We start from the raw sequence: 21,918 nt of genomic DNA on the forward strand, positions 1-21,918 counted from the left end.
AGCACTATCAGGGCGGGTTTCCGCACCTCAGTAAGCTGCAACCGCCCACTAAAAACGCCCGGGCGATATTCGCTCGGGCGTTTTTTTATGCCTGCTTTATATGAATCCGAAAAAAGGAAATCGCCCGTATGTTGGACGCCAATCTTAAAGCCCAGTTGAAGTCATACCTGGAACGGGTCACCCAGCCGATCGAGATCGTTGCTTCCCTCGACGACGGTGCGAAATCCCAGGAGATGCTCGCGTTACTGAAAGACGTTGCCAGTCTTTCCAACCAGATTACCTTGCTCGATAACGGTGACGATGCACGCAAACCATCGTTCTCGATCAATCGCCCAGGTGCGGATATCAGCTTGCGGTTCGCCGGCATCCCGATGGGCCACGAATTCACCTCGTTGGTGCTGGCCTTGCTGCAAGTTGGCGGTCACCCTTCGAAAGCCAGTGTGGAAGTGATCGAACAGATCCGTTCGCTCAAAGGCGAGTTCAGTTTCGAGACCTACTTCTCGCTGTCCTGCCAGAACTGCCCGGACGTGGTCCAGGCGCTGAACCTGATGGCGGTGCTGAACCCGCATATTCGCCACGTGGCGATCGACGGCGCGCTGTTCCAGGCTGAAGTCGATGACCGTCAGATCATGGCGGTGCCGAGCATCTACCTCAACGGGGTCAACTTCGGTCAGGGCCGCATGGGCCTGGAAGAGATCCTCGCCAAGATCGACACCAGCGGCATCGAGCGCCAAGCCGAGAAAATCAGCGGCAAGGAAGCCTTTGACGTATTGGTCGTCGGCGGTGGCCCGGCCGGTGCGTCGGCCGCGATCTACGCTGCCCGCAAAGGCATTCGCACCGGCGTAGCGGCCGAGCGTTTTGGCGGCCAGGTGCTGGACACCATGGCCATCGAAAACTTCATCTCCGTGCAGGAAACCGAAGGACCCAAGCTGGCCGTGGCCCTGGAAGAGCACGTCAAGCAATACGACGTCGACATCATGAACCTGCAACGTGCCGACAAACTGGTGCCGGGCAAGGAGGGTGAGTTGCACCAGATCCACTTCGCCAGCGGCGCCACCTTGAAAGCCAGGACCGTGATCCTGGCGACCGGTGCGCGGTGGCGTGAAATGAACGTCCCTGGCGAACAGCAGTACCGCAACAAAGGCGTGGCGTACTGCCCACACTGCGACGGTCCGCTGTTCAAGGGCAAGCGCGTGGCGGTGATCGGCGGCGGCAACTCGGGCGTCGAAGCGGCCATCGACCTGGCCGGGATCGTGTCCCACGTGACCTTGCTGGAGTTCGACGTACAGTTGCGTGCCGATGCAGTCTTGCAGCGCAAGTTGCACAGCCTGCCGAACGTAACAGTGATCACCAGTGCGCAAACCACCGAGGTGACCGGCGACGGGCAAAAGGTCAATGGACTGCGTTACAAGGATCGCAAGTCAGATGAACTTCGCACCGTCGAGCTGGAAGGCATTTTTGTGCAGATCGGTTTGCTGCCCAACACCGACTGGCTCAAAGGCACCATCGAGTTGTCGCCTCGCGGCGAGATCGTCGTTGATGCTCGCGGTGAGACGTCGATGCCGGGCGTGTTCGCTGCCGGCGACGTGACCACTGTGCCGTACAAGCAGATCGTGATTGCGGTAGGCGAGGGCGCCAAGGCTTCCTTGAGTGCATTCGATCACCTGATCCGCACCTCGGCCCCGGCATAAAAGCCGAGGGCTGAAAACACAAAAACCCCATGAGCGATCATGGGGTTTTTGCGTTTTGCACGAGCCAAATGTGGTTTGGTTTACATTGGGGCTGGCTGGATGATTTCGACCCAGTAGGCATCCGGATCCTTGATGAAGGCCAGGCTCTTCATGCGGCCATCGGTCAGGCGCTTCTGGAAGTCGCAGCCCAGTGCTTCAAAGCGCTCGCAGGCGGCGACGATGTCCGGGACAGAGATGCAGATATGACCAAAACCCCGCGGGTCGGTGTTGCCATTGTGGTAGGCAAACGCCGGATCATTCTCCGTGCCGTGGTTATGGGTCAGTTCCAGGATGCCTGGAATCGACTTCATCCATTCGGTGCGCGCAGCAGCGTCAGCCGGGATCTGGTCTTTTTCCACCAGCGCCAGGAAGTACAGGCTAAATTCCGCTTCCGGAAAATCGCGTTTTTCCACCAGTGAGAAACCGAGAATTCGCGTGTAGAAATCCAGCGACTTGGTGATGTCCTTGACCCGCAGCATGGTGTGGTTGAAGACAAACTTCTGCGTGGCAGTGTCAGGTTGGGCAGTGACGCCGGGGAAGGTATTCAAATCGTGCAGGCTCATGGGCCCTCCGGTCAATAAATGGGCTAGCGAATGGCAGCAATGATACGCAAGGGATCCGACATCACCAAACCCAAAGCGTCCGCTATTGCCTGACGGGCGGGGTGGGCCCAGACTTGTTGAATCAACCTTTGAGTACGACCTTGCGATGATTCGATTCTGTTTACTGATAAGCCTGCTGTCGGTAATCACCGCCGCCCATGCAGAGCCCGCGCTGATCACCTGGCCCAGTGGCTGGGAAGTGGAGGCCGTGGCCCAGGCAGACGCTGCATCGAAAGTGTCGCGCCAACGTGCAGTAAAAAACGATGTGGGCGGTACTCCCGTGCTGGTGATGGAATTGACCATGACCCCAGTGGAACCCGGGCATCACGTCAATCTGCAGGGCGTGTTGCTGGAGATGCGCAAGTCGCTGCAAAAGGACTTTTTCCAGGGCGGGTATCAAAGTGTTTGCAACAAGATCCACGACGCACGCTTGAGTGATTTGCAGGCGCTAGAGACAACTTGCACCATTACCCAGAACGGACGGCACGTGCTCTCTCAGACATTGGTCGCGGCCGTGGACACGGATAACGCCTATGTACTTTCTTACGCCGGACAAGCCGAAGCGTACAAGGCCAGTCAGGACGAGATAGCTGCCGTTCGTAACAGTTTGAAACTTTAGTGGTGACTAAAAATTGGAGTAGGACAGCTCTAAAGAATTAAGCATAAAGTAAGTATCTAAACGTAAAAAAGCTCTGCGCTGGCAGTAACACTGAAGGAGCGAGCTTGCTCGCGAAAAACGTCAACGATAACGCGTGAGGCCTGACTAAGCGCGCTGTCTCTGAGTTCTTCGCGAGCAAGCTCGCTCCTACGATGATCTTAGCCGCGAAGCCATGACTCAACCGTGGACGCCCCGTACTGTTCCTTCCATGATTTCAGGCCGCGGTGGTTGCCGCCCTTGGTTTCAATCAGTTCACCGGTGTGCGGGTTGTGGTAGACCTTGACCACGCGAGCGCGCCGGGTTTTCGGCGCAGACGCCACCTGCAGGCCCGATTTTTCCGGGTTCGGATCGAGAATGGCGATCACATCCCGCAGGCTCTTGCCATAGGTTTTCATCAGCCCCTGGAGCTTCTCTTCGAATTCCATTTCCTTCTTGAGTCCGGCGTCGTTCTTCAAGGTTTCCAGCTGCTTGAGCTGCTCCTGAAGGGCCTTTTCAGCTGCACGAAATTCAGCAAGTCTGGACAATATCTTCACTCCGATAGTTATGTGACTGATGCCAGCCGTAAATAAAGCTATAAGCCAGGCGCTTTGAAACGTCTCAGTGCTAATGGCTCGCTGGCGCATCTTTGTGCGAACAGTAAAAAGTGTAGTGGTTAATACGAAAAGAGTAAATCATGACTTTTTTACATGTAACAACAACCGCCTGTCGAAGTGTTCACGGGCGGCGTTCTTAGTATGCCGTTTGAGTCGATAAGTTAACGCCCTGTTAATGCGTTAATGAACTGTGCGCCCGGCATGGGTCGCGCAAACAGATAACCCTGCAGGAAGCCGACACCACGTGCGGTCAGATAATCACTCTGTTCTTCGGTTTCCACACCTTCTGCAACGATGTCCAGATTCAGCTTTACCGAGAGCTCGATGATGCTGTCGAGGATGTGCCGGGACAGCACGTCGGCGCCGATCATCGCGACGAAACTTTGATCGATCTTGAGGAAATCTACGTTGAACTGGCGCAGGTAGCCGAGGCTAGAATGGCCGGTGCCGAAGTCATCGATGGCGATTTTCACCCCCAGTTCATGCAGTTGTTCGAACAGCCTGTGAGTGATATCAGTGGGCTCGATCAGTTCTCGCTCCGTCAGTTCCAGCACCAGGCAGACTGAGCCCTGGGTGAAATGGCTGAGGAATTGGCGGCAATCGTTGATCAGTTGCAGGTCCTTGCAATGACGGGCGGTGATGTTGACGCTGATGCGCAAGGGTTGCTCGAATGCGCTGGCGATGGGTGCCAACAGTTCGGCGGTTTGCTGCATCAGCGAGCGGGTCATGGGCACGATGAGCCCGGAGTGCTCGGCAAAGGGGATGAACAGGTCCGGCCGCACCAGGCCTTCTTTCGGATGGTTCCAGCGCATCAGCACTTCGGCGCCAGACCACTGTTTACTGTCCCCCGACACGACCGGCTGGAAGTACGGAACAAACTCCCTGGCTTCCAGCGCCCGTTGCATCTCGACACTTGGCGACGTCGAGCGCTTCTGCAGAATGTGCCCGATCAGTCCGGACATCGCGCCAAAAAATATCAGCAGGCTGAACAGCGGAGGGTACTCGCTGCTGATGTAACGCCAGATCTCGCCTTCGCGCAAACCCGCAGTCACATGAAAGGCATAACGCTGCGAGTCCAGGGTGGTGTGCGCCACGGGCAGGACGGGCAGGGGGCCTTCGTGGATCTGCCCGTCGGCATCCAGCCATTGAGGACCTACTTGCAACAAAACGATGGTCTTGCGCCCGATCAGGCGCAGGATATTGCTCAGGTGGTAACCGTCCAGGATGCTCATCGCCCCCTGTTTGCCTTTGCTGAGTCGATACACCAGCAAAGCGGTATCAGGTGTCACCCGGTTGCCTTTCATCAGCACTAACTGCCCGTGGCTATAATCACCCGGTGCTATTTTTTCGTGGGTTTCACCGAACAGCGAGCTGCAATATATGGTGTCGTCCCACAACAGGTTCGTCGCGCGCACAAAGGGCCGGCGTGTGACTTGTTCGCGCAGGGCAAGATTGACGTCGGCACAGGGTTGCCCCGCCAGCGGCAGCAATTTTTCTGCGGCCTGGGCGGTGTTGTCGAGCATCAGGTCGAACTGGAGGACGGCTTCTTCGGCGGTCAGGCGCGAACCCTGTTCCAGAGTCCGCTGCGCTTGCAGGTAAAGAATGACGCCACCCAGCACGATGGGCAGCAGTGCGCTGAGCAGGGTCACGACAATCCGGGAGCTGCGTTTGCGGCGGGTCTTGGCGCTTAATGGCATTTTTGTAAACCCGGGTGACGGGATAGGGCTGTCAACGGCTGGCAGGACCATCACAGGCCCTCCAAAAGAGAGGCTGACAGCGGCCATGATAGTCGGCCTTTTGCCAGTCTGCCTGGAGGGATGCACCGCTTGCACAGCGGTGGTGAACAGGGATTTGATACACAGGGCGGACAAATATGTTTACGCTGTGTAGAATCGGGTTACGCATACAAGAATAATCGTCTTCTGGCAGCAGAAGCCTCGCCCGTCTTAACCTTGGGTCGACAATGAAGATATTTGGGTTTCAACTGATCTATGGTGACTTCCTCGCGCGCAGCGTGAGAGGTATCTCCTGCGCGCCGCCCGCCGACCTCAGCATCGCCAGCAACTAACATTTGTTAATTCTGAAAAGCATGATGAGGCGCCGACCATGGCAGATTTATACGAAAACCCAATGGGCCTGATGGGCTTTGAATTCATCGAATTCGCATCGCCCACCCCAAACACCCTGGAGCCGATCTTTGAGATCATGGGCTTCACCAAGGTGGCGACCCACCGTTCCAAGGACGTGCACCTGTATCGCCAGGGCGCAATCAACCTGATCCTCAACAATGAACCCAACAGCGTAGCCTCGTACTTCGCGGCCGAACACGGCCCGTCGGTGTGCGGCATGGCGTTCCGCGTCAAGGATTCGCAGAAAGCCTACAAGCGCGCGCTGGAACTTGGCGCCCAGCCGATCCACATCGAGACCGGCCCGATGGAGCTGCACCTGCCGGCCATCAAAGGTATTGGCGGCGCGCCGCTGTACTTGATCGACCGTTTCGGCGAGGGCAGTTCGATCTACGACATCGACTTCGTGTTCATCGAAGGCGTGGACCGCAATCCAGAAGGCGCGGGCCTGAAGATCATCGATCACCTGACTCACAACGTGTATCGCGGCCGCATGGCGTACTGGGCGAATTTCTACGAGAAGCTGTTCAACTTCCGCGAGATCCGCTACTTCGATATTAAGGGTGAATACACTGGCCTGACCTCCAAGGCCATGACCGCACCGGACGGCATGATCCGCATTCCGTTGAACGAAGAGTCGTCCAAGGGCGCCGGGCAGATCGAAGAATTCCTGATGCAGTTCAACGGCGAAGGCATCCAGCACGTGGCCTTCCTCAGCGACAACCTGATCGACACCTGGGACCGCCTGAAGAAGATTGGCATGCGCTTCATGACCGCGCCGCCTGAAACTTACTACGAGATGCTGGAAGGCCGTCTGCCGAACCATGGCGAGCCGGTTGATGAACTGCAAATGCGCGGGATCCTGCTCGACGGTTCGTCGGAGTCCGGCGACAAGCGCCTGCTGCTGCAGATCTTCTCGGAAACCCTGATGGGTCCGGTGTTCTTCGAATTCATCCAGCGCAAAGGCGATGATGGATTTGGCGAGGGCAACTTCAAGGCGCTGTTCGAATCGATCGAGCGTGATCAGGTTCGTCGTGGCGTGCTGTCCACTGACTGATTTGGTTTAGAACAAGAGATCGCAGCCTTCGGCAGCTCCTACAGGGTGAAAAAACCCATGTAGGAGCTGCCAAAGGCTTCGATCTTTTGCTTTCAAGGACGCCGCTGCCGCATCAAATGCTTGAACCCCTCAAACATCAACACCACCACTGCCAGCCAGATCGGTATGTAGGTCAGCCATTCCCCCTCCTTGATGCTTTCCCCCAGCAGCAACGCCACCCCCAGCAACAGCACCGGCTCAACATAACTGAGCAGCCCGAACAAGCTGAACGGCAACAACCGGCTGGCGATGATGTAGACCACCAGCGCCGACGCGCTGATAACCCCAAGCAGCGGAATCAGCAGCGACAACCACGGGTACTGATCAAACACCGCAAAGCCCTGATCGCCACTCTGCACAAACCAGAATGCCACCGGCAGGGTCAACGCCATGTCCAGCCACAGGCCGCCCAGGTTGTCTGACTTCAAGCGCTTTCGCAGGACAAAAAATGTCGGATAACCGACGCACACCAGCAGGGTAGCCCATGAAAAACCACCCACCTGGTACAGCTCGTTGATGACCCCGAGGCAGGCGAACACTACCGCGACTTTTTGCAGATAGGACAAGCGTTCGCCAAAGGCGATTCTTCCAGTGAGCACCATGGTCAGCGGCAACAGGAAGTACCCCAGCGAAACATCAAGGCTGTAGCCGTTGAGCGGCGCCCACATGAACAGCCACAGCTGCACGCCGAGCAGGGCAGAGGAGGCGACCAGGCCGGCAATAAGTTTCGGCTTGGCGATAAGTCGTCGCACCAGCTCGACCACCCGCTTCCACTCCCCGGACACCACCATGTACACAGTCATGCAGGGTACGGTCAGCAGCATCCGCCAGCCAAAAATCTCCACGCCGCTCAAGGGGGTGAGCAGCGAGGTGTAGTAATACATGACGGCAAACAGCACGGAGGCCGTGACCGATAGAGCGATACCTTTAGACAACGTGTCCTCGCGGCAGTGAAGGTATAACGGGGTATGGAGGATACGTGGTTTTCAGAATTTCTGTTGCCTGCCCCGATCGTCGATTTCACCACGGTACTGGCGCGTGGCGCGATTTGAGATAGGGTTGACTCAGGAACTCGCGCGATTGGAGAAATACATGCGCTATTCAGGCTTGACCCAACGCATCGCCGGTGAAGGCGCCGCGGCCTGGCAAATTCATAATCGCGCGCTGCAAATGCGCGAAGAGGGCGTCGACGTACTGCTGCTGTCGGTCGGCGACCCGGATTTCGATACACCCCGGCCCATCGTCCAGGCCGCCATCGACAGCTTGCTGGCGGGCGACACCCACTACTCGCAGGTGCGCGGCAGTCGGGGTTTGCGCGACAGCATTGCCCAGCGTCATCGGCGTCGAAGTGGACAGGTGGTGGACGCCGACCATGTGATCGTGATGCCCGGCGCGCAATGCGCGGTGTACTCGGTCGCGCAATGCCTGCTTGATCCGGGCGACGAAGTGATCGTCGCCGAGCCGATGTACGTGACGTATGAAGGGGTGTTCGGCGCCTGCGGGGCCACGGTGATGCCGGTGGCGGTGCGTCCGGAGAACGGCTTTCGGGTCGATCCGGCGGACGTGGCGGCCCGTATCACCCCCAGGACCCGGGCGCTGTTGCTCAACAGCCCGAACAACCCCTCCGGCGCCAGTCTGTCACTGATGATCTGGCAGGAACTGGCCTTGCTGTGTGTGCGACACGACCTTTGGTTGATCAGCGACGAGGTCTACGGTGATCTGCTGTACGAGGGTGAACATATCAGCCCGGCCAGTCTGCCGGGCATGGCCGGACGTACGGCGACCATCGGCAGCCTGTCCAAGTCCCACGCCATGACCGGCTGGCGAGTGGGTTGGGTGATCGGGCCCAAACTCTTGAACGATCATCTGGAGCATCTCTCGTTGAGCATGCTGTTTGGCATTCCGGAGTTCGTGCAAAAGGCGGCGCAACGGGCGCTGGATGAAGACCTTCCGGAGGTGGCGCTGATGCGCGATGAATATCGTCAGCGCCGCGACCTGGTGTGTACGAGCCTGAACCAATGCCCGGGTATCCGGGCCATTCAGCCCGATGGCGGAATGTTCGTGATGGTCGACGTGCGCGACACCGGGTTGTCCGCCCAGCATTTCGCCGAGCGGCTGCTGGAGGGGTATGGCGTATCGGTACTGGCGGGTGAGGCGTTCGGGCCGAGCGCGGCGGGGCATATCCGCATCGGGTTGGTGGTGGACCAGCGCAAGCTGGCGGATGCCTGTCGAAGGATTGCGCTGTGTGCAATCGACCTTCTGGAAGCGCGTCGGGCCTGAGAAAAGATCGCTGCCTGCAGCAGCTCGATGTACCGTAGGAGCTGCCGCAGGCTGCGATCTTTTGATCTTAATCTTTCCAAACCGAAGGATTCACCAGATTTGCCGGCCGCTCACCCGCCAAGGCGGCCAACAGATTGTCCACCGCACATCGAGCCATCGCCTCACGTGTCTCATGGGTCGCCGAGCCCATGTGCGGCGTTGCCACCACGTTATCCATCTGCAACAACGGCGAGTCCAGGTTCAGCGGCTCACGTTCAAACACATCCAGCCCCGCCGCGCGAATCCGCCCCGCACCCAATGCCTCGATCAACGCCGCTTCATCCACGACCTTGCCTCGGGAGATGTTGATGAAGATGCTTTGCGGGCGCATCAGGGCAAATTCCTCGGCGCCGATCAGTCGCTCGGTTTCAGCCGTCAGCGGCAGCGTCAGGCAGATGAAGTCCGCCTGTTGCAACAGCTCGCCCAGGCTGCGGTATTGCGCATTAAAACGCTGCTCTACCGCCGGTTTCGGCGAGTGGCTGTGGTAGATCACCGGCATGCCGAAACCGCAATGCCCACGCTGGGCCAGTGCCTCGCCGATGCGGCCCATGCCGATGATGCCCAGGGTTTTGCCGTGCACGTCGCTGCCAAAATGCGCGGGGCCGAGGTTACGACTCCATTGGCCTGCTCGAACCATGTTCGCCAGTTCCACTACGCGTCTGGCGGTCGCGAGAATCAACGCAAAACCGGTATCGGCGGTGGTTTCGGTGAGCACGTCTGGCGTGTTGCTCAGCAGGATGCGTCGCTCGGTCAGGTAGTCGATGTCGTAGTTGTCGACGCCCACCGAGACGCTGGCGATGGCTTCAAGGTCGGGCGCCAGATCCAGCAGCTCGGCATCCAGCTTCAGGCTGGCACCGAGCAAACCGTGGGCTCGGGGCAGGGCATCGCGCAATCGGGCGAGGCCATCGGCGTCGAGACTTTCAATCAGCGTCACTTCAGCCCGTTCGTGCAAACGAGCCATCAGCAGCGCCGAGAGTTTCTTGTATAGAACAACCTGCTTTTTCATTGTCGTCATCCAATCAGGAATGTGCGGCGGTGCGGGTTAATGCGACCGTGGGCCGCTCCCGGTCACTGGCGCCGGGCTTGAGGAAAATAGTCAGCACCACCGAGAGCATCAGCGCGCCGCTCATCAACAGGTAGGAAGCGCCGGGTGAACCCGTGGAACTGTTCAGATAGCCGACCAGGTAGGAACCGCCGAACGAACCGAGAGCACCCATGCTGTTGATCAGCGCCATCGCGCCGCCCGCCACGTTAGCCGGGAGGATTTCCGGGATGATCGCGAAGAATGGTCCGTAAGGCGCGTACATGCAGGCACCGGCAATCACCAGCAAGGTGTAGGACCACCAGAAGTGTTCGGCGCCCAGGGCGTAGGATCCGTAGAAAGCGAACTTCTGGGGCTTGATAAACGTTAGGACATAAGTATTTTATAAACAATAAATTAGAAAATAATTATCGAATCGTTAGTTCAGGTCATAGGTTAGGGGGAGTAGATGGAGCTTCTGTGGGCTACTGAGTCCTTGGTGATTGGCGGTCGTCCATATCCAGGCTTTCCGCTCTTGCTTTGGGACACCATGGACAGTTGTGTTCCTGCCAATGAGTTCATGCGCTACTTTTTATTGCGGGGAGCCATTGGGTCGCGGAAATCTTGGCCAAGCACGGGGCGTGCTCTGTACGACTTTTTCAGTTTCCTTCAGGCACATGACCTCGCCTGGCGCGATGTGGAGCGTGGCGAGGACAAGAGCGTTGTCGCGGGCTACCGGGACTACTGCTTGGTGGAGTGTCAGTTGGCTCGATCAACGACCCGTCAACGACTTCACTATGTCTGCAAATTCTACGAGTACGCTCAGCAGCAGGGATGGGTGAGTAGACTGCCGTTTGGCTATGAGGAGCGGAAGGTCCGACGGTCCACCGGTTTTCTTGCACACGTCAATGCCAGCGGCGGAAAGGCGATGGTGAACGACGTCATGCCGCGTCAGCATCGGGTGCTGCCGAAGTTCCTCAGCATGGACGAGATTAAGGTGTTGCTGGAGAAGGCGGAAAACCTGCATCACCGAATGATAATTCGACTCGGACTTCGGACGGGGCTGCGGCGGGCGGAAATCGCCTCTTTTCCGTTGGCGTATGTCTTCGATCCGGATAAAGCGGGCAGGCACGAGCGCAACATCCGGGTTCGCCTTGATCCGCACGATGGTCACGGGATGCGTACGAAGGGAAGCAAACCGCGTGACATCTTTATCAGTCGACGCTTTCTCGCGGATCTGCACCGATATGTCGTGCAGGTTCGTGGCGAGCGGGCATCACTGAGTCGTACTCAGCACAAATCGCTGTTCTTGAATCAGTCTGGTGAGCCCTACGCCGATGATGGTAAACGCATCGAGCGCATTGTCCGAGAAATTGGCAAGCGTGCGGATATCAAGGTTCATACGCACATGCTTCGCCACACCTACGCGACCCATACGCTGGTCGCCCTTCAGCGCAATGGCAGCAGCCTGGAACCGCTCGTGTTTGTGCAGCGGCAGCTCGGGCATAGTTCGATCCAGACGACGATGGTGTACCTGCACTTGGTCAACGAACTGGCCGACAACGCCGTGCTGGCTTACGACGATGAACTGTCTGACGACTTGGGAGCGGTTTAATGGGGAAGCGCAAGGTCTTCTTAAAGACCGACCTCAGTATCCCGCAAGTCGAGCATAGTCATGACGCGAACGGGTCTGTCATTGTTTTCCCCGAAGTGATTCCACCTGTCCACACAAGGGTCGACTTCGGAAGGAATGCCACTCGCTCGCGCGGCATCGACTTCGCTTTCTGGTATGGCGTGGGTATCGATTCGATTACCTATGCCTGCCAGCGACAGACGGAACGCTTTCTAGCCCAGCAGGACACTGGGGTCGAAGCGAGCTCCGTAGCAAGCTTCTGTAAAGGCGGTTTACGCCACTTCCTCAATTACATGATTTTGCGTGCAACCGCGCTCAGCCGTGAGTTGACCCTGAACGACATCGATCGTGCATTGATTGACGATTTTCTTGGCTACCTTGCTGGATTGGGCATTACCACGCTTAGCCAGAGTACTCACTACACCGGTATGAAGTGCGTCCTTCACGCGTTGGGCCGCAGAGGGATAATTTCGTTGGTCACCACAGGAGACGATGCGACATTTCCGCGAAACCCGTTCCCAAACAGTGGCAAGAGTAAGGGTGAAACGCCCCTACCGAAACGCCAGCGACAAGCGTTCACCTCAGCATTGAAACAGGCGATCCTGCCAATCTGGAATGAAGACGCCTTTGTGACTGGTGAGCTACTGGCTTATGCCTTGTTGACCGTTGCGCTGCACACCGGGCGTAACGCCACGCCGCTGCTGGAGATGGGGCACGATTGCCTGCGCGCTCACCCCAAAGACAACAGTGTCTTTTTGGTTCTCTGGAAGCGCCGCGGACACAGCAGCAGTAAAGTGGCTCTGCGCGCAGAGAGCGCCACTGAGCGTCGGCTGGAGTCGACCCCAACCATCAAAACCAACATTGAACGTCTGATCCGCCGTGTCCTTGCTCACAGTGAAACGCTGCGTGCGGAGGCTCCGAACGACATTAAGGATTGCGTTTGGCTGTATCGCGTGCACCGTGGTCCAGGCGTCGGCACGGTCATTGTCCTGACGGATTCAGCGCTGAAACTAGCGGCCAAAAAATTGGTGACTGATTATGGACTCGTCGATACGGATGGTCAGCCGCTGCGCATCAACATCTCTCGACTACGTAAAACGTTTGCCAACCGAATATTCGAATTGCTCGCGGGTGACCTGATGACCACGGCCATCGCGCTTGGTAACACACCACAGGTGGCCGGACGAAATTACTTGGCATCTAGCGCAGACGCCAGGCGCAACTGGCAGTTTATGGGCGAGATAATGGTTCAGGAATTACTCAGCCGGACTATTGGCGCTACTTACAAAACTACCCCAATGGGGCGCTGTGGTGATCCGGTGAACGGCCAATATGCGCCAAAACGTGAGGGGGAAGCATGTTTCTCATTCCTCAACTGTCTGCGATGCAAACATTACGCGGTCACGGGAGACGATTTGCACCGGCTATTTAGTTTTTACTTCCGTGTGTTTGCGGAGCGTACCCGCATGAACAAGCGGCGTTGGGCGCAGGAATACGCGCATATCCCTCGATTGATTGACGACTATATCGTGGCTGAAGGGCTGCGGCGTGGAACCTTCAAATCGGCCTCCGTTGAAGCTGCTCGCGAGCAGGCTCGCCGCGATCCGCACCTGTTTTGGTCATCCGATGTAGTGGAAAGTCTGGAGATGTTTGCATGAGCAAAAACAATGTGACCATGTTGCCTTGGGCAAGCATTGAACAACAACCAGGGGATATACGTGAGTTGCCCGAGAGCGACCGCGAAGCACTCATTGTCAGTGCCATTCATGTTGATGGCCACTGGGTCATCCTCAGTCGCTATCGCGATAACATTTGGCAGCTCGAAGGGTTGACGAGCAATGTACCGGACAACATGAGGAACTTGGACTTCAATCGAGTACCCGCTGCGTTTTTAGCGGTGATGAAGTCCCTATTGTATCGCTACCTACGACGCGGTCGCGCAGGGCAGAAGCGTCCCGTGGCAAGTACTTTGCGCAATGTTTTTGAAAATGTATTGCCCTTTCTGCGGTATTTAAGCGCGCTTAAGCTCGGTCACTTCGGCGCTGTAACGCCCATGATCTGTGCAAATTACGTCGCCGAGTGCAGGGAGATCCGACAGACGCGTCGCAATCGGGGGCAGGCGCTGTCTCCGGCGGCCCTTGAACGTCGTTTTATGTCAGTCGAGGCGCTTCATGAACTCAGTCAGTACACCAACGACCCAATCCCAAGACATCCCTGGCCTGATACATCGGCGAGAGCCTTGGCCGGTAGAGCCTCCCTCAACAGTGAGGCCGGCAAAACGCCGTTGATACCAGATGAGGTGTTTTGTACGTTGTTCGAGAAGGCCTATGAACAGGTTCAGCACGGTGAGCGTCTGCTCGATCTGCGCGACACCCTCGATAGCGTCGCTGTAGCACGCAAGGGACAGGTGACCAGATCAATTCAGGAGCATAAGGTTCGCCAGCTGACCGCTCTTGGGTGGGAAGGCGGGCTTGAGACATTCAACCAAGCGATTAAAGATTTGAGAACCGCCTCCTATATCGTTCTGGCCAGCACCTCCGGTTGCCGGAATCATGAGTTGGCCAACGTAAAAGCTGGCGCGTGCCACCGTACGGAAGACGATGAAGGCACGGTCTTTCACTGGCTGCGCTCCACGTCGGAAAAAACCGATACCGGCGTGCACGACTGGATGATTCCAAAAATTGCTGTGCACGTGTTGCGCCTAATGGAGCGCTGGGCCGAGCCGTACCAGGCCATGATCGACGCTGAGATCTCCGAGCGAAGAACGCTTAATTCGAGTGATCCGCAAATCGCCACGGCGCAGAAGCATCGGCATGCTCTCTTTCTCGGGGTGGCTGCCACGAAGCGTAATCAAGTTCGTACCCTCTCGGGTTCGGCATGGAACATGTGCCTCAAAGCGTACGCGAAGAGCTGTGGTCTGAACTGGATCTTAGCCAGCCATCAATTTCGCCGTAAATTCGCCAACTATGCCGCACACAGTCAATTCGGCGACCTGCGTTACCTGCGTGAGCATTTCGCACACTGGTCCATGGACATGACCTTGGGCTACGCCATGGATCAAGATTGGGGGCAGCATCTCGATATTGAACTGTACGAAGACATCCAGTCAGAACTCGAAGACATCAAGTCCGAGGTCGTCGGCACTTGGCTGGGGGACACACCGCTGACTGGCGGCTACGGTCGATCAATCAAGCATTGGCAGCGCGATTCGGCGAACCTCGCGATCTTCAAGAGCCACGCCTCAATGGTAACCTCGATCGCTGAGAGCACCGCGATTCGAAGTAATGGTCACGCCTGGTGTACCGCCGACGATGATCGTTGCGTCGGCAACACCATGGAGCGAACGCGCTGCGGCGATTGCAACAACGCCGTGATTGGAGGTGCACACGTTGGTATCTACCAGCGCCTTTACGACAACCTGAAGAGGTTGTTGGATTGCAACGACATTGGTGACGGTGGTCGTCAGCGCGTATTGCGTGATTTGGATCGCTGTCGTGACGTGCTTATGCAGCTTGGATACGATCCGGAGGAGAACGTAGCATGACCATTAAACGCAAGCCCTCAGACGCCCGCGAGCGGGATTTGCAACTCGCACTTGCACGCATCCTGCGCGGTCGGGCGCATAGCGGCGAATCCAAGGTCACTATCGCCGCGGTGGCGCGTGAAGCGGGTGTTTCAACCGCTCTGATTCACAATCACTACCCAACTGTCGCTGAGGCGATCCGCGAAGCTCAGGGGCGTTCAAGTCGTGCTCAGCGGGATGTGAAACACCAGGATCTTTTGGCTGAGCGCGAGAAAAATCGAATGCTCCGCCAAGAGAATGAGGAACTGCGCGAAAAGATTGCCAACCTCGCCTCGATTAACGAAGTACTGATGGCAGAAACGCGTACTCTAAAAGCCAAGCAGGCCGACTTTTTTGCTACGGCAATTTTTGCATTGAGGTAATGGATATATTCCAGCACCATCCAGATTCTAAATCGCATCAATGGATGGAACTCAAGGCATGCTGGACGCAAACGCAACTCATATTGCCCTGACGCTGGAGGGCATATCCGTTGACCTTCAGGTACTTAGTTTTGTTGGCCGTGAAGCCCTCAACCAGCCGTTCTGTTTTGACATTGAACTGGTCAGTCCCCGCCCTGACCTGAAACTCGAAGAGATCCAGTACAAACCTGGCTGCCTGACCTTCGGCGCCACCGGCAAAGGCATCATCCACGGCTTGGTGTATCGCATCGAGCAAGGCGACTCCGGAAAAGCCTGGCCCGTTACAGCATCAGCCTGGTGCCGCAACTCGCCTACCTGCGCCACAACCATGACCAGCAGGTTTTCCAGCATTTAAGTGTGCCGAAGATCATCGCGCAGGTCCTCGAAGCGCGCGGCATCCTGGCCGATGCCTACAGCTTCCAGCTCGGCGCGATCTACCCGGAACGCGATTACTGCGTGCAGTACGACGAATCCGACCTGCATTTCATCCAGCACCTGTGCGAAGAAGAAGGCATTCACTTCCACTTCCAGCACAGTGCCGGCGGCCACAAACTGGTGTTCGGCGATGACCAGACGGTGTTCCGCAAACTCGCGCCCGTGGCCTACCAGCAAGACTCCGGCATGGCTGCCGAGAAACCGGTGATCAAGCGCTTCAACCTGCGCCTGGAAACCCGCACCACCCGCGTCAGCCGCCGGGATTACGACTTCGAAAAACCGCGCATCCTGCCCGAAGGCGCCGCCAAAAGCACGTTCGCCCCGGACCTGGAAGACTACGACTACCCCGGCCGATTCACCGACCGCGAACGCGGCAAGCAACTGGCAACCCGCGCCTTGGAACGCCACCGCAGCGACTACCAACTCGCCGAAGGCAAAGGCGACGAGCCAACCCTGGTCAGCGGCCACTTCCTGGCCCTCAGCGAACACCCGCTCGCCGAGTGGAACGACCTCTGGCTGTTGCTGGAAGTGATTCACGAAGGCAAACAGCCGCAAGTGCTCGGCGAGAGCATCACCAGCGATGTCACCCACAGCAAAGACGATTTTCAACAGGGCTACCGTAACCGCTTCCTCGCTACTCCGTGGGATGCGCATTATCGGCCTGCCCTGGAACACCCAAAACCTAAGGCTCTGGGTAGCCAGACCGCCATCGTCACCGGGCCTCTGGGCGAAGAAATCCATTGCGACGAATACGGTCGTGTCAAAGTCCAGTTCCACTGGGATCGTGACGGTCAGACTAACGATAACTCCAGCTGTTGGTTGCGCGTCGCCACCGGCTGGGCCGGTAATGCCTACGGCGGCATCGCCATCCCGCGCGTCGGCATGGAAGTGCTCGTCACCTTCCTCGAAGGTAATCCCGACCAACCGCTAATCACCGGTTGCCTGTTTCATAAGGAAAATGTTGTCCCCTACGAACTGCCGGCGAACAAGACCCGCAGCACGTTCAAGACGCTCAGCTCGTCGGGCGGCAAGGGTTACAACGAGTTTCGTATTGAAGACAAAAAAGGTGCGGAACAGATCTATTTGCATGCCCAGCGTGACTGGGATGAAAGCATCGAGCATGACCAGAAGATTCGCGTCGGCAACGAACGACATGACACGGTTGAGGTCAATGTGTTCAGCGAGTTCAAGGCTGAAGAGCATCGGATCACCCACTTGGATCGCAAGACTGAAGTGCGGGCGGATGATCACCTGACCGTTGGCGTGACTCAGCATGTAAAGGTTGGGACGGCGCAGTTGTCGAGGCGGGCCAGGAGATTCACTACTACGCAGGCGACAAGGTGGTGATTGAGGGCGGTATGGAACTGACCGCCAAGGCTGGCGAGAGCTTCGTCAAGTTGGACGCCGGTGGCGTGACGATCAGTGGCGCTGAGGTGAAGGTCAATTCTGGGGGCGCTCCTGGCGTCGGCACGGGTATCCAGATTCTCACTCCATTAGTCCCTGGTGCCGCCGTCGCTGCCACTGCGGGGCAACAGTTGAGTGCGCCACCGGTTGGGAAACTCAGTGTTGCCCCTGACTCGAAACCACCTGCGGTGGAAGAAGAGCTTGAGGAAGAGGAAGAAGAGGTCGAGCTGGAAGACATCACCTTACGTGTTGGGATGTTCTTCGATGGGACGGGCAACAACCGCAACAACAGCGAGCGTGTCTTTGGCTGCTTTGCGCCGGACGTGAACCTGGAGGAAGCCGCTGAAGATATTCGTCAGTTCTGTGCGGCTCACGGTTATGACGGCAAGGGGAGTTCCCCGGACAACAGCTATGGCAATGATGTTAGCAACGTCGCCAGGCTGTATGACCTTTACATAGACCAGGCGGATGAAACCCTGCCCATCGATGCCAAGACGGCCAGCCTGCCCGTTTATGTGGACGGGATCGGAACCAGCAGCACTGGAGAAGATTCCACTTTTTCGCAAGGTACCGGTATAGGTGTGCAGGGTGTCAGGGCGCGAGTTGAAGAAACACCGCCACTTATTCTCAAGGCTATGCAAACATTTCAAGACAACAACCCCGATAAGCGCGTGGCGAAAATCGAGTTCGATATCTTCGGGTTCAGCCGTGGCTCCGCAGCGGCAGGGGATTTTGCCAATGAGGTATTAAAGGGAACCAAAGTATCCTCGCCAAAGCGTTGCCGATGGGTGCCCCGATATTGTCGGATAGCTTTTCATGGACGCCGCATACTGATGTCTCTATAAATTTCATTGGCGTTTACGACGCCGTCGCGGCCATTGCCAATCCGCTGGTGGGGGACTGGACTGGTAATAACGCTTATAACCCAGGGATCAATATCCATCTTGCGCCAGACGCGGCTAAGAAAGTCGTCCAATTGGTCGCTCGAAATGAACGCCGTTATAACTTTGCCCTCAACAGTCTTGGATCGGCCGATATTGTCCTACCTGGCGTACATTCAGACCTGGGCGGCGGCTATTTACCCAAGGCGATGGAGCGCATCCTGCTCAGCAAACCGCGTAAAAGCCAGGTCGAAGAAAGGACCTCTTTCGCTGAAGCCAACAGTTACAAGGTTGCCCAGCAGGACTTGAGACGGCTTCAAGATCAACTGGCCCAATATAACCTTTCGTTGGAGATCCGGACTTGGGAGGTACCGTTTCGTAGCACTGACAAAGACGATCAAAAAAACATGAAACACGTGTATGCGGCTGTCAGCAGCCAGCGCGAAGTCCGCAGTGACTTGTCCTTGATCCACTTTCGGATCATGCGCGAACTGGCTGTTGAAAACGGAGTACCGTTTGGCGAGATTGACGAAGGCGAACCGCGACTAGCGCTGCCTGCGGAACTCGTTCCCATCTCCAAAAAACTGATGGCATTCGCTCAGGGGAAAAGCAAAACAACAGGGCTGACTCCGCAAGAGGAGGAACTGCTGTTCCAACGTTACGTTCATGTCTCCGATAACTGGAACGCCGCTAAAAATCGCAACAATAGCGACCTGAATATCGTCTTCATTAATCGACCAGACGAAAACTCTGTGCGCACGGTGCACCCGAATGAGTAATTTTATCCGTGTCGCTCTTGCCGCCTTTCTACTCAGTGGCTGCACCTTTGCCAAAAGCCAGTCAATGCCCTATAAAGCCTGGCGCTTGGGATTTTCGGCTCCCGCTTACATGGAAGTTTGGATCGAGTCGGCGGATGTGGTCGATATTCAGGAACAGTTATATTCACGTGCGATGAGTGGCACCGCGTCAATACTAACGCCCCCCAACAACTCCGGCGATCCCCGAGGCTGGCCGAAAAGAGCAGGTTGGGGTAAGGGTAAGTACGTGACAGGGGCTGACTTGCCCAAACAGATCTATGTCCGTTGGCAATCGCTGGTCGAGCCGCAAACCTACCAAATGGTGATTAACATACCTGAGGCGACCCGGGAGATCATGCGCAAGGGGGAAAAGGTGTTCTGCTCTGCCGATGGGCAATGGATCACCGGATATCGTGAGGCAATCGGTATAGGGCTGGTTCCCGGAGGCATTGCCAAAGTCTGGGTAACCGGTCCCTGCATGACACCGATCGAGGTGACTACGGTACAAGCGGTGATTGATCCACGTGGCCCGTATGAAGGTAAGTCTGGCGGTCACCACCGGCCCCTTTCAGCAGTTTCCAAAGCCTATGTCGAGAAGTTTGGTGTGCCCTACGACTCTTGGAAGTAGGTCAGTGCTGGCCCTTTAAGTATCCTGGATGCGAAGGGTTAGCTGTAACGACCTGCATTTGAAAACGCCCACATTGCAGGTCGGGGCGTTTTCAAATGCAGGTCGTTACAGATATGGTTTGAAGGCCATGGCCTGCGGCCTCACTGCTTGCAGTCATGTGCTGACACAATCATAAATATTACAAAATTGTAATTTTACAATCATCTCCCCGTTATCTTCAAACTGCAACGATACAAGTCGGCGACGATACGGGAGCAGAAACTGCTCCCGTAAACAATAATTCCAGCCGAAGAACTTTCTAGTTCTGCCGAACCTAAGGAGTGATTAATGGATAACAATACAAAATTTTCGATGGCCGCTTTGGCGTTGGTTGTCAGTTCTGGGCCGTCTATGGTATTTGCGGAGGAAAAGACTGGGGGATTTATCGAAGACAGCAGCCTTACCGTGCTCAATCGAAATTTCTACTTCAATCGTGATCATCGCAACGGTCAATCAAGCCCCACGGGCAATGGCTACTCCGAAGCTTGGTCGCATGCGATTATCAGTAAGTTCGAATCCGGGTTTACCCAAGGCACTGTAGGCGTGGGCGTCGACGCTTTCGCGATGATCGGTTTGAAGCTTGATACGGGTGACGGTCGTAACGGCGGTCGTAGTTCATTCGATGTACTACCTGTCAATGGCGACGGCGAAGCTCGAGATGAATACACGAAAGTCGGTGGCGCGGCAAAAGTTCGCGCTTTTGACACTGTGGTGAAAGTAGGTGATGTATTTCCCGCCAACCCTGTCGTGGCGTCTGGCGACTCAAGGCTTTTACCGGAAAGTTTCCGGGGTGTGACCGCTACCAATACCAGCATCGAAGGGCTGACAGTTCAGGGTGGTCGCCTGCATGCTATGAGTCAACCAGTCTCCAGCAATATGCGCGACAACTTCGCAACCTTCTATGCAGGCCCTGTTAACTCACCTTGGGTCGGCTATTTTGGTGGCGACTACAATGTGAATAAGAATATTATCGTTAGTCTTTACTCCAGTCGTCTCAAAGACGCCTGGAATCAATACTATGCTGGTACCGGGTTGAACTACTCCTTGTCTGATGAGCTTTCTGTATTCGGCGGTGTGAATTACTACAAGGCCGTGGATGAAGGGAAAAAACTGCTGGGCGAGTTCGACAACAATATTTGGAGCGCTAAGGTTGGCGTGAAGTATGGCGCACACTCACTTGCACTTTCTCACCAGCGAAATAATGGTAACGACGACTTCGACTATCTGCGTCAGTCGGATTCCATCTTTCTCGACAACTCAATCCAGTACAGCGACTTCAACTCGCCAAAAGAACGTTCATGGATGGTGCGTTACGACCTCGACATGAGCTCGTATGGTGTACCTGGCTTGTCGTTTATGACACGTTATGGTCGTGGCACCGACGCCGACTACTCCAACGCCAACGCCACATACATGCGGCGCGATGCGGATGGAAACCCGTTGACCGATCAGAAACGTTGGGAGCGCGACATCGAAGTAAAATACGTCGTTCAGGCAGGCTCCTTGAAAGATATGTCCTTCCGCTTGCGACAAATGAACTTTCGCTCAACTGAATTTGAATCGGATCTGGATGAAGTTCGTGTGATCATTGAGTATCCACTAGCGATTCTGTAATACCTGAATGGGATGATTCACTGGACGAACATCCCGTTTTCAGTCGAAAGATTTCAAAAATGTAATTTTTCAGTCATTCCCATGTTAACTTGAATCACCTATAGTAAGTGGGAGTTAATAGGAACCTAGCTAGCGCATCTGGTTGGAGTCCTACAGACAAGTAGCTAGTCTGTGAAAATCTGAAACTCATTGCTATTCAGTTAAAGCTCCAAGCTCACCTTTAGAAGCTCCTTTGGAAAAAGGTGAATTTTTAAGACGTCCCTCGGGACGTCTTTTTTATGCGTGCGCCAGGCATGGCGCGTTGCGCGCAAGCGCAACCAGCTTGGCTGTGGTGGCCTCGCTGGTGACTTGGAGGTGA

The 21,918-nt window shown here is 56.2% G+C and carries 16 protein-coding genes and 2 pseudogenes; 12 read left to right on the forward strand and 6 right to left on the reverse strand.

Going from position 1 to position 21,918, the window contains the following annotated elements:
- The first annotated feature begins 128 nt into the window (after window positions 1-128).
- A complete protein-coding gene (ahpF, locus tag AAEZ09_RS18740; protein ID WP_205893653.1) occupies window positions 129-1,691 on the forward strand; it encodes an alkyl hydroperoxide reductase subunit F in 1,563 nt (520 codons plus the stop codon).
- 80 nt (window positions 1,692-1,771) lie between these two features.
- Here ahpF and gloA read toward each other — a convergent pair whose 3' ends face one another.
- Window positions 1,772-2,293, reverse strand: coding sequence for a lactoylglutathione lyase (gene gloA, locus AAEZ09_RS18745; RefSeq protein ID WP_045058316.1), 522 nt, complete (start codon window positions 2,291-2,293; stop codon window positions 1,772-1,774).
- Window positions 2,294-2,438: 145 nt separating this feature from the next.
- Here gloA and AAEZ09_RS18750 point away from each other — a divergent pair, with 145 nt between their 5' ends.
- Window positions 2,439-2,951, forward strand: a complete 513-nt coding sequence (locus AAEZ09_RS18750) for a DUF4946 domain-containing protein (RefSeq protein ID WP_350600318.1) — start codon at window positions 2,439-2,441, stop codon at window positions 2,949-2,951.
- A 197-nt stretch (window positions 2,952-3,148) separates the two neighbouring features.
- Here the strand turns inward: AAEZ09_RS18750 and AAEZ09_RS18755 are convergent, their stop codons facing one another.
- Entirely contained in the window at window positions 3,149-3,514 is a 366-nt protein-coding gene (locus tag AAEZ09_RS18755) for a histone-like nucleoid-structuring protein, MvaT/MvaU family (protein WP_350600320.1), read from the reverse strand.
- Window positions 3,515-3,744: 230 nt separating this feature from the next.
- Window positions 3,745-5,280 carry an EAL domain-containing protein gene (locus AAEZ09_RS18760; protein WP_350600322.1) on the reverse strand — a complete coding sequence of 512 codons (1,536 nt, stop codon included), beginning with the start codon at window positions 5,278-5,280 and terminating at the stop codon, window positions 3,745-3,747.
- 409 nt (window positions 5,281-5,689) lie between these two features.
- Between AAEZ09_RS18760 and hppD the strand changes: the two genes are divergently transcribed.
- Entirely contained in the window at window positions 5,690-6,766 is a 1,077-nt protein-coding gene (gene hppD, locus AAEZ09_RS18765) for a 4-hydroxyphenylpyruvate dioxygenase (RefSeq protein ID WP_045058320.1), read from the forward strand.
- Window positions 6,767-6,858: 92 nt separating this feature from the next.
- Here the strand turns inward: hppD and rarD are convergent, their stop codons facing one another.
- Entirely contained in the window at window positions 6,859-7,740 is an 882-nt protein-coding gene (rarD, locus tag AAEZ09_RS18770) for an EamA family transporter RarD (protein ID WP_045058321.1), read from the reverse strand.
- 157 nt (window positions 7,741-7,897) lie between these two features.
- Between rarD and AAEZ09_RS18775 the strand changes: the two genes are divergently transcribed.
- The gene (locus AAEZ09_RS18775) at window positions 7,898-9,085 is read left to right on the forward strand and encodes a pyridoxal phosphate-dependent aminotransferase (protein WP_350600324.1); all 1,188 of its coding nucleotides are present in this window, start codon (window positions 7,898-7,900) and stop codon (window positions 9,083-9,085) included.
- Between the two features lie 67 nt (window positions 9,086-9,152).
- Here the strand turns inward: AAEZ09_RS18775 and AAEZ09_RS18780 are convergent, their stop codons facing one another.
- Entirely contained in the window at window positions 9,153-10,130 is a 978-nt protein-coding gene (locus tag AAEZ09_RS18780) for a 2-hydroxyacid dehydrogenase (protein WP_045058323.1), read from the reverse strand.
- 13 nt (window positions 10,131-10,143) lie between these two features.
- Window positions 10,144-10,509, reverse strand: a pseudogene (locus AAEZ09_RS18785) (MFS transporter); the annotation flags it as partial.
- Between the two features lie 105 nt (window positions 10,510-10,614).
- Here AAEZ09_RS18785 and AAEZ09_RS18790 point away from each other — a divergent pair.
- The 8 genes and pseudogenes from AAEZ09_RS18790 to AAEZ09_RS18825 all read left to right on the forward strand — a co-directional run bounded on the left by AAEZ09_RS18790 (window position 10,615) and on the right by AAEZ09_RS18825 (window position 21,560).
- Window positions 10,615-11,760 carry a tyrosine-type recombinase/integrase gene (locus AAEZ09_RS18790; RefSeq protein ID WP_350600326.1) on the forward strand — a complete coding sequence of 382 codons (1,146 nt, stop codon included), beginning with the start codon at window positions 10,615-10,617 and terminating at the stop codon, window positions 11,758-11,760.
- Window positions 11,760-13,436 (forward strand): site-specific integrase, encoded by a 1,677-nt coding sequence (locus AAEZ09_RS18795; protein WP_077750300.1) that lies wholly within the window; start codon window positions 11,760-11,762, stop codon window positions 13,434-13,436. The genes AAEZ09_RS18790 and AAEZ09_RS18795 overlap by 1 nt, the downstream gene beginning before the upstream one ends.
- Complete coding sequence (locus AAEZ09_RS18800) at window positions 13,433-15,322, forward strand: site-specific integrase (protein WP_077750299.1); 1,890 nt, start codon at window positions 13,433-13,435, stop codon at window positions 15,320-15,322. Before AAEZ09_RS18795 ends, AAEZ09_RS18800 begins: the two co-directional genes overlap by 4 nt.
- Window positions 15,319-15,723, forward strand: a complete 405-nt coding sequence (locus AAEZ09_RS18805; RefSeq protein ID WP_077750298.1) for a TetR family transcriptional regulator — start codon at window positions 15,319-15,321, stop codon at window positions 15,721-15,723. The genes AAEZ09_RS18800 and AAEZ09_RS18805 overlap by 4 nt, the downstream gene beginning before the upstream one ends.
- Window positions 15,724-15,781: 58 nt before the next feature.
- Window positions 15,782-17,735: pseudogene (locus AAEZ09_RS18810) on the forward strand (type VI secretion system Vgr family protein); the annotation flags it as partial.
- A 665-nt stretch (window positions 17,736-18,400) separates the two neighbouring features.
- The gene (locus AAEZ09_RS18815; protein ID WP_220124440.1) at window positions 18,401-19,261 is read left to right on the forward strand and encodes a phospholipase effector Tle1 domain-containing protein; all 861 of its coding nucleotides are present in this window, start codon (window positions 18,401-18,403) and stop codon (window positions 19,259-19,261) included.
- Complete coding sequence (locus AAEZ09_RS18820) at window positions 19,254-19,907, forward strand: DUF2931 family protein (RefSeq protein ID WP_350600327.1); 654 nt, start codon at window positions 19,254-19,256, stop codon at window positions 19,905-19,907. The genes AAEZ09_RS18815 and AAEZ09_RS18820 overlap by 8 nt, the downstream gene beginning before the upstream one ends.
- Window positions 19,908-20,234: 327 nt before the next feature.
- On the forward strand, window positions 20,235-21,560 hold the full coding sequence (locus tag AAEZ09_RS18825; RefSeq protein WP_077750296.1) for an OprD family porin: 1,326 nt from the start codon (window positions 20,235-20,237) through the stop codon (window positions 21,558-21,560).
- The last annotated feature ends 358 nt before the right edge of the window (window positions 21,561-21,918 follow it).

The sequence above is a fragment of the Pseudomonas sp. 65/3-MNA-CIBAN-0223 genome, assembly GCF_040310425.1.
Lineage (GTDB): Bacteria > Pseudomonadota > Gammaproteobacteria > Pseudomonadales > Pseudomonadaceae > Aquipseudomonas > Aquipseudomonas gregormendelii.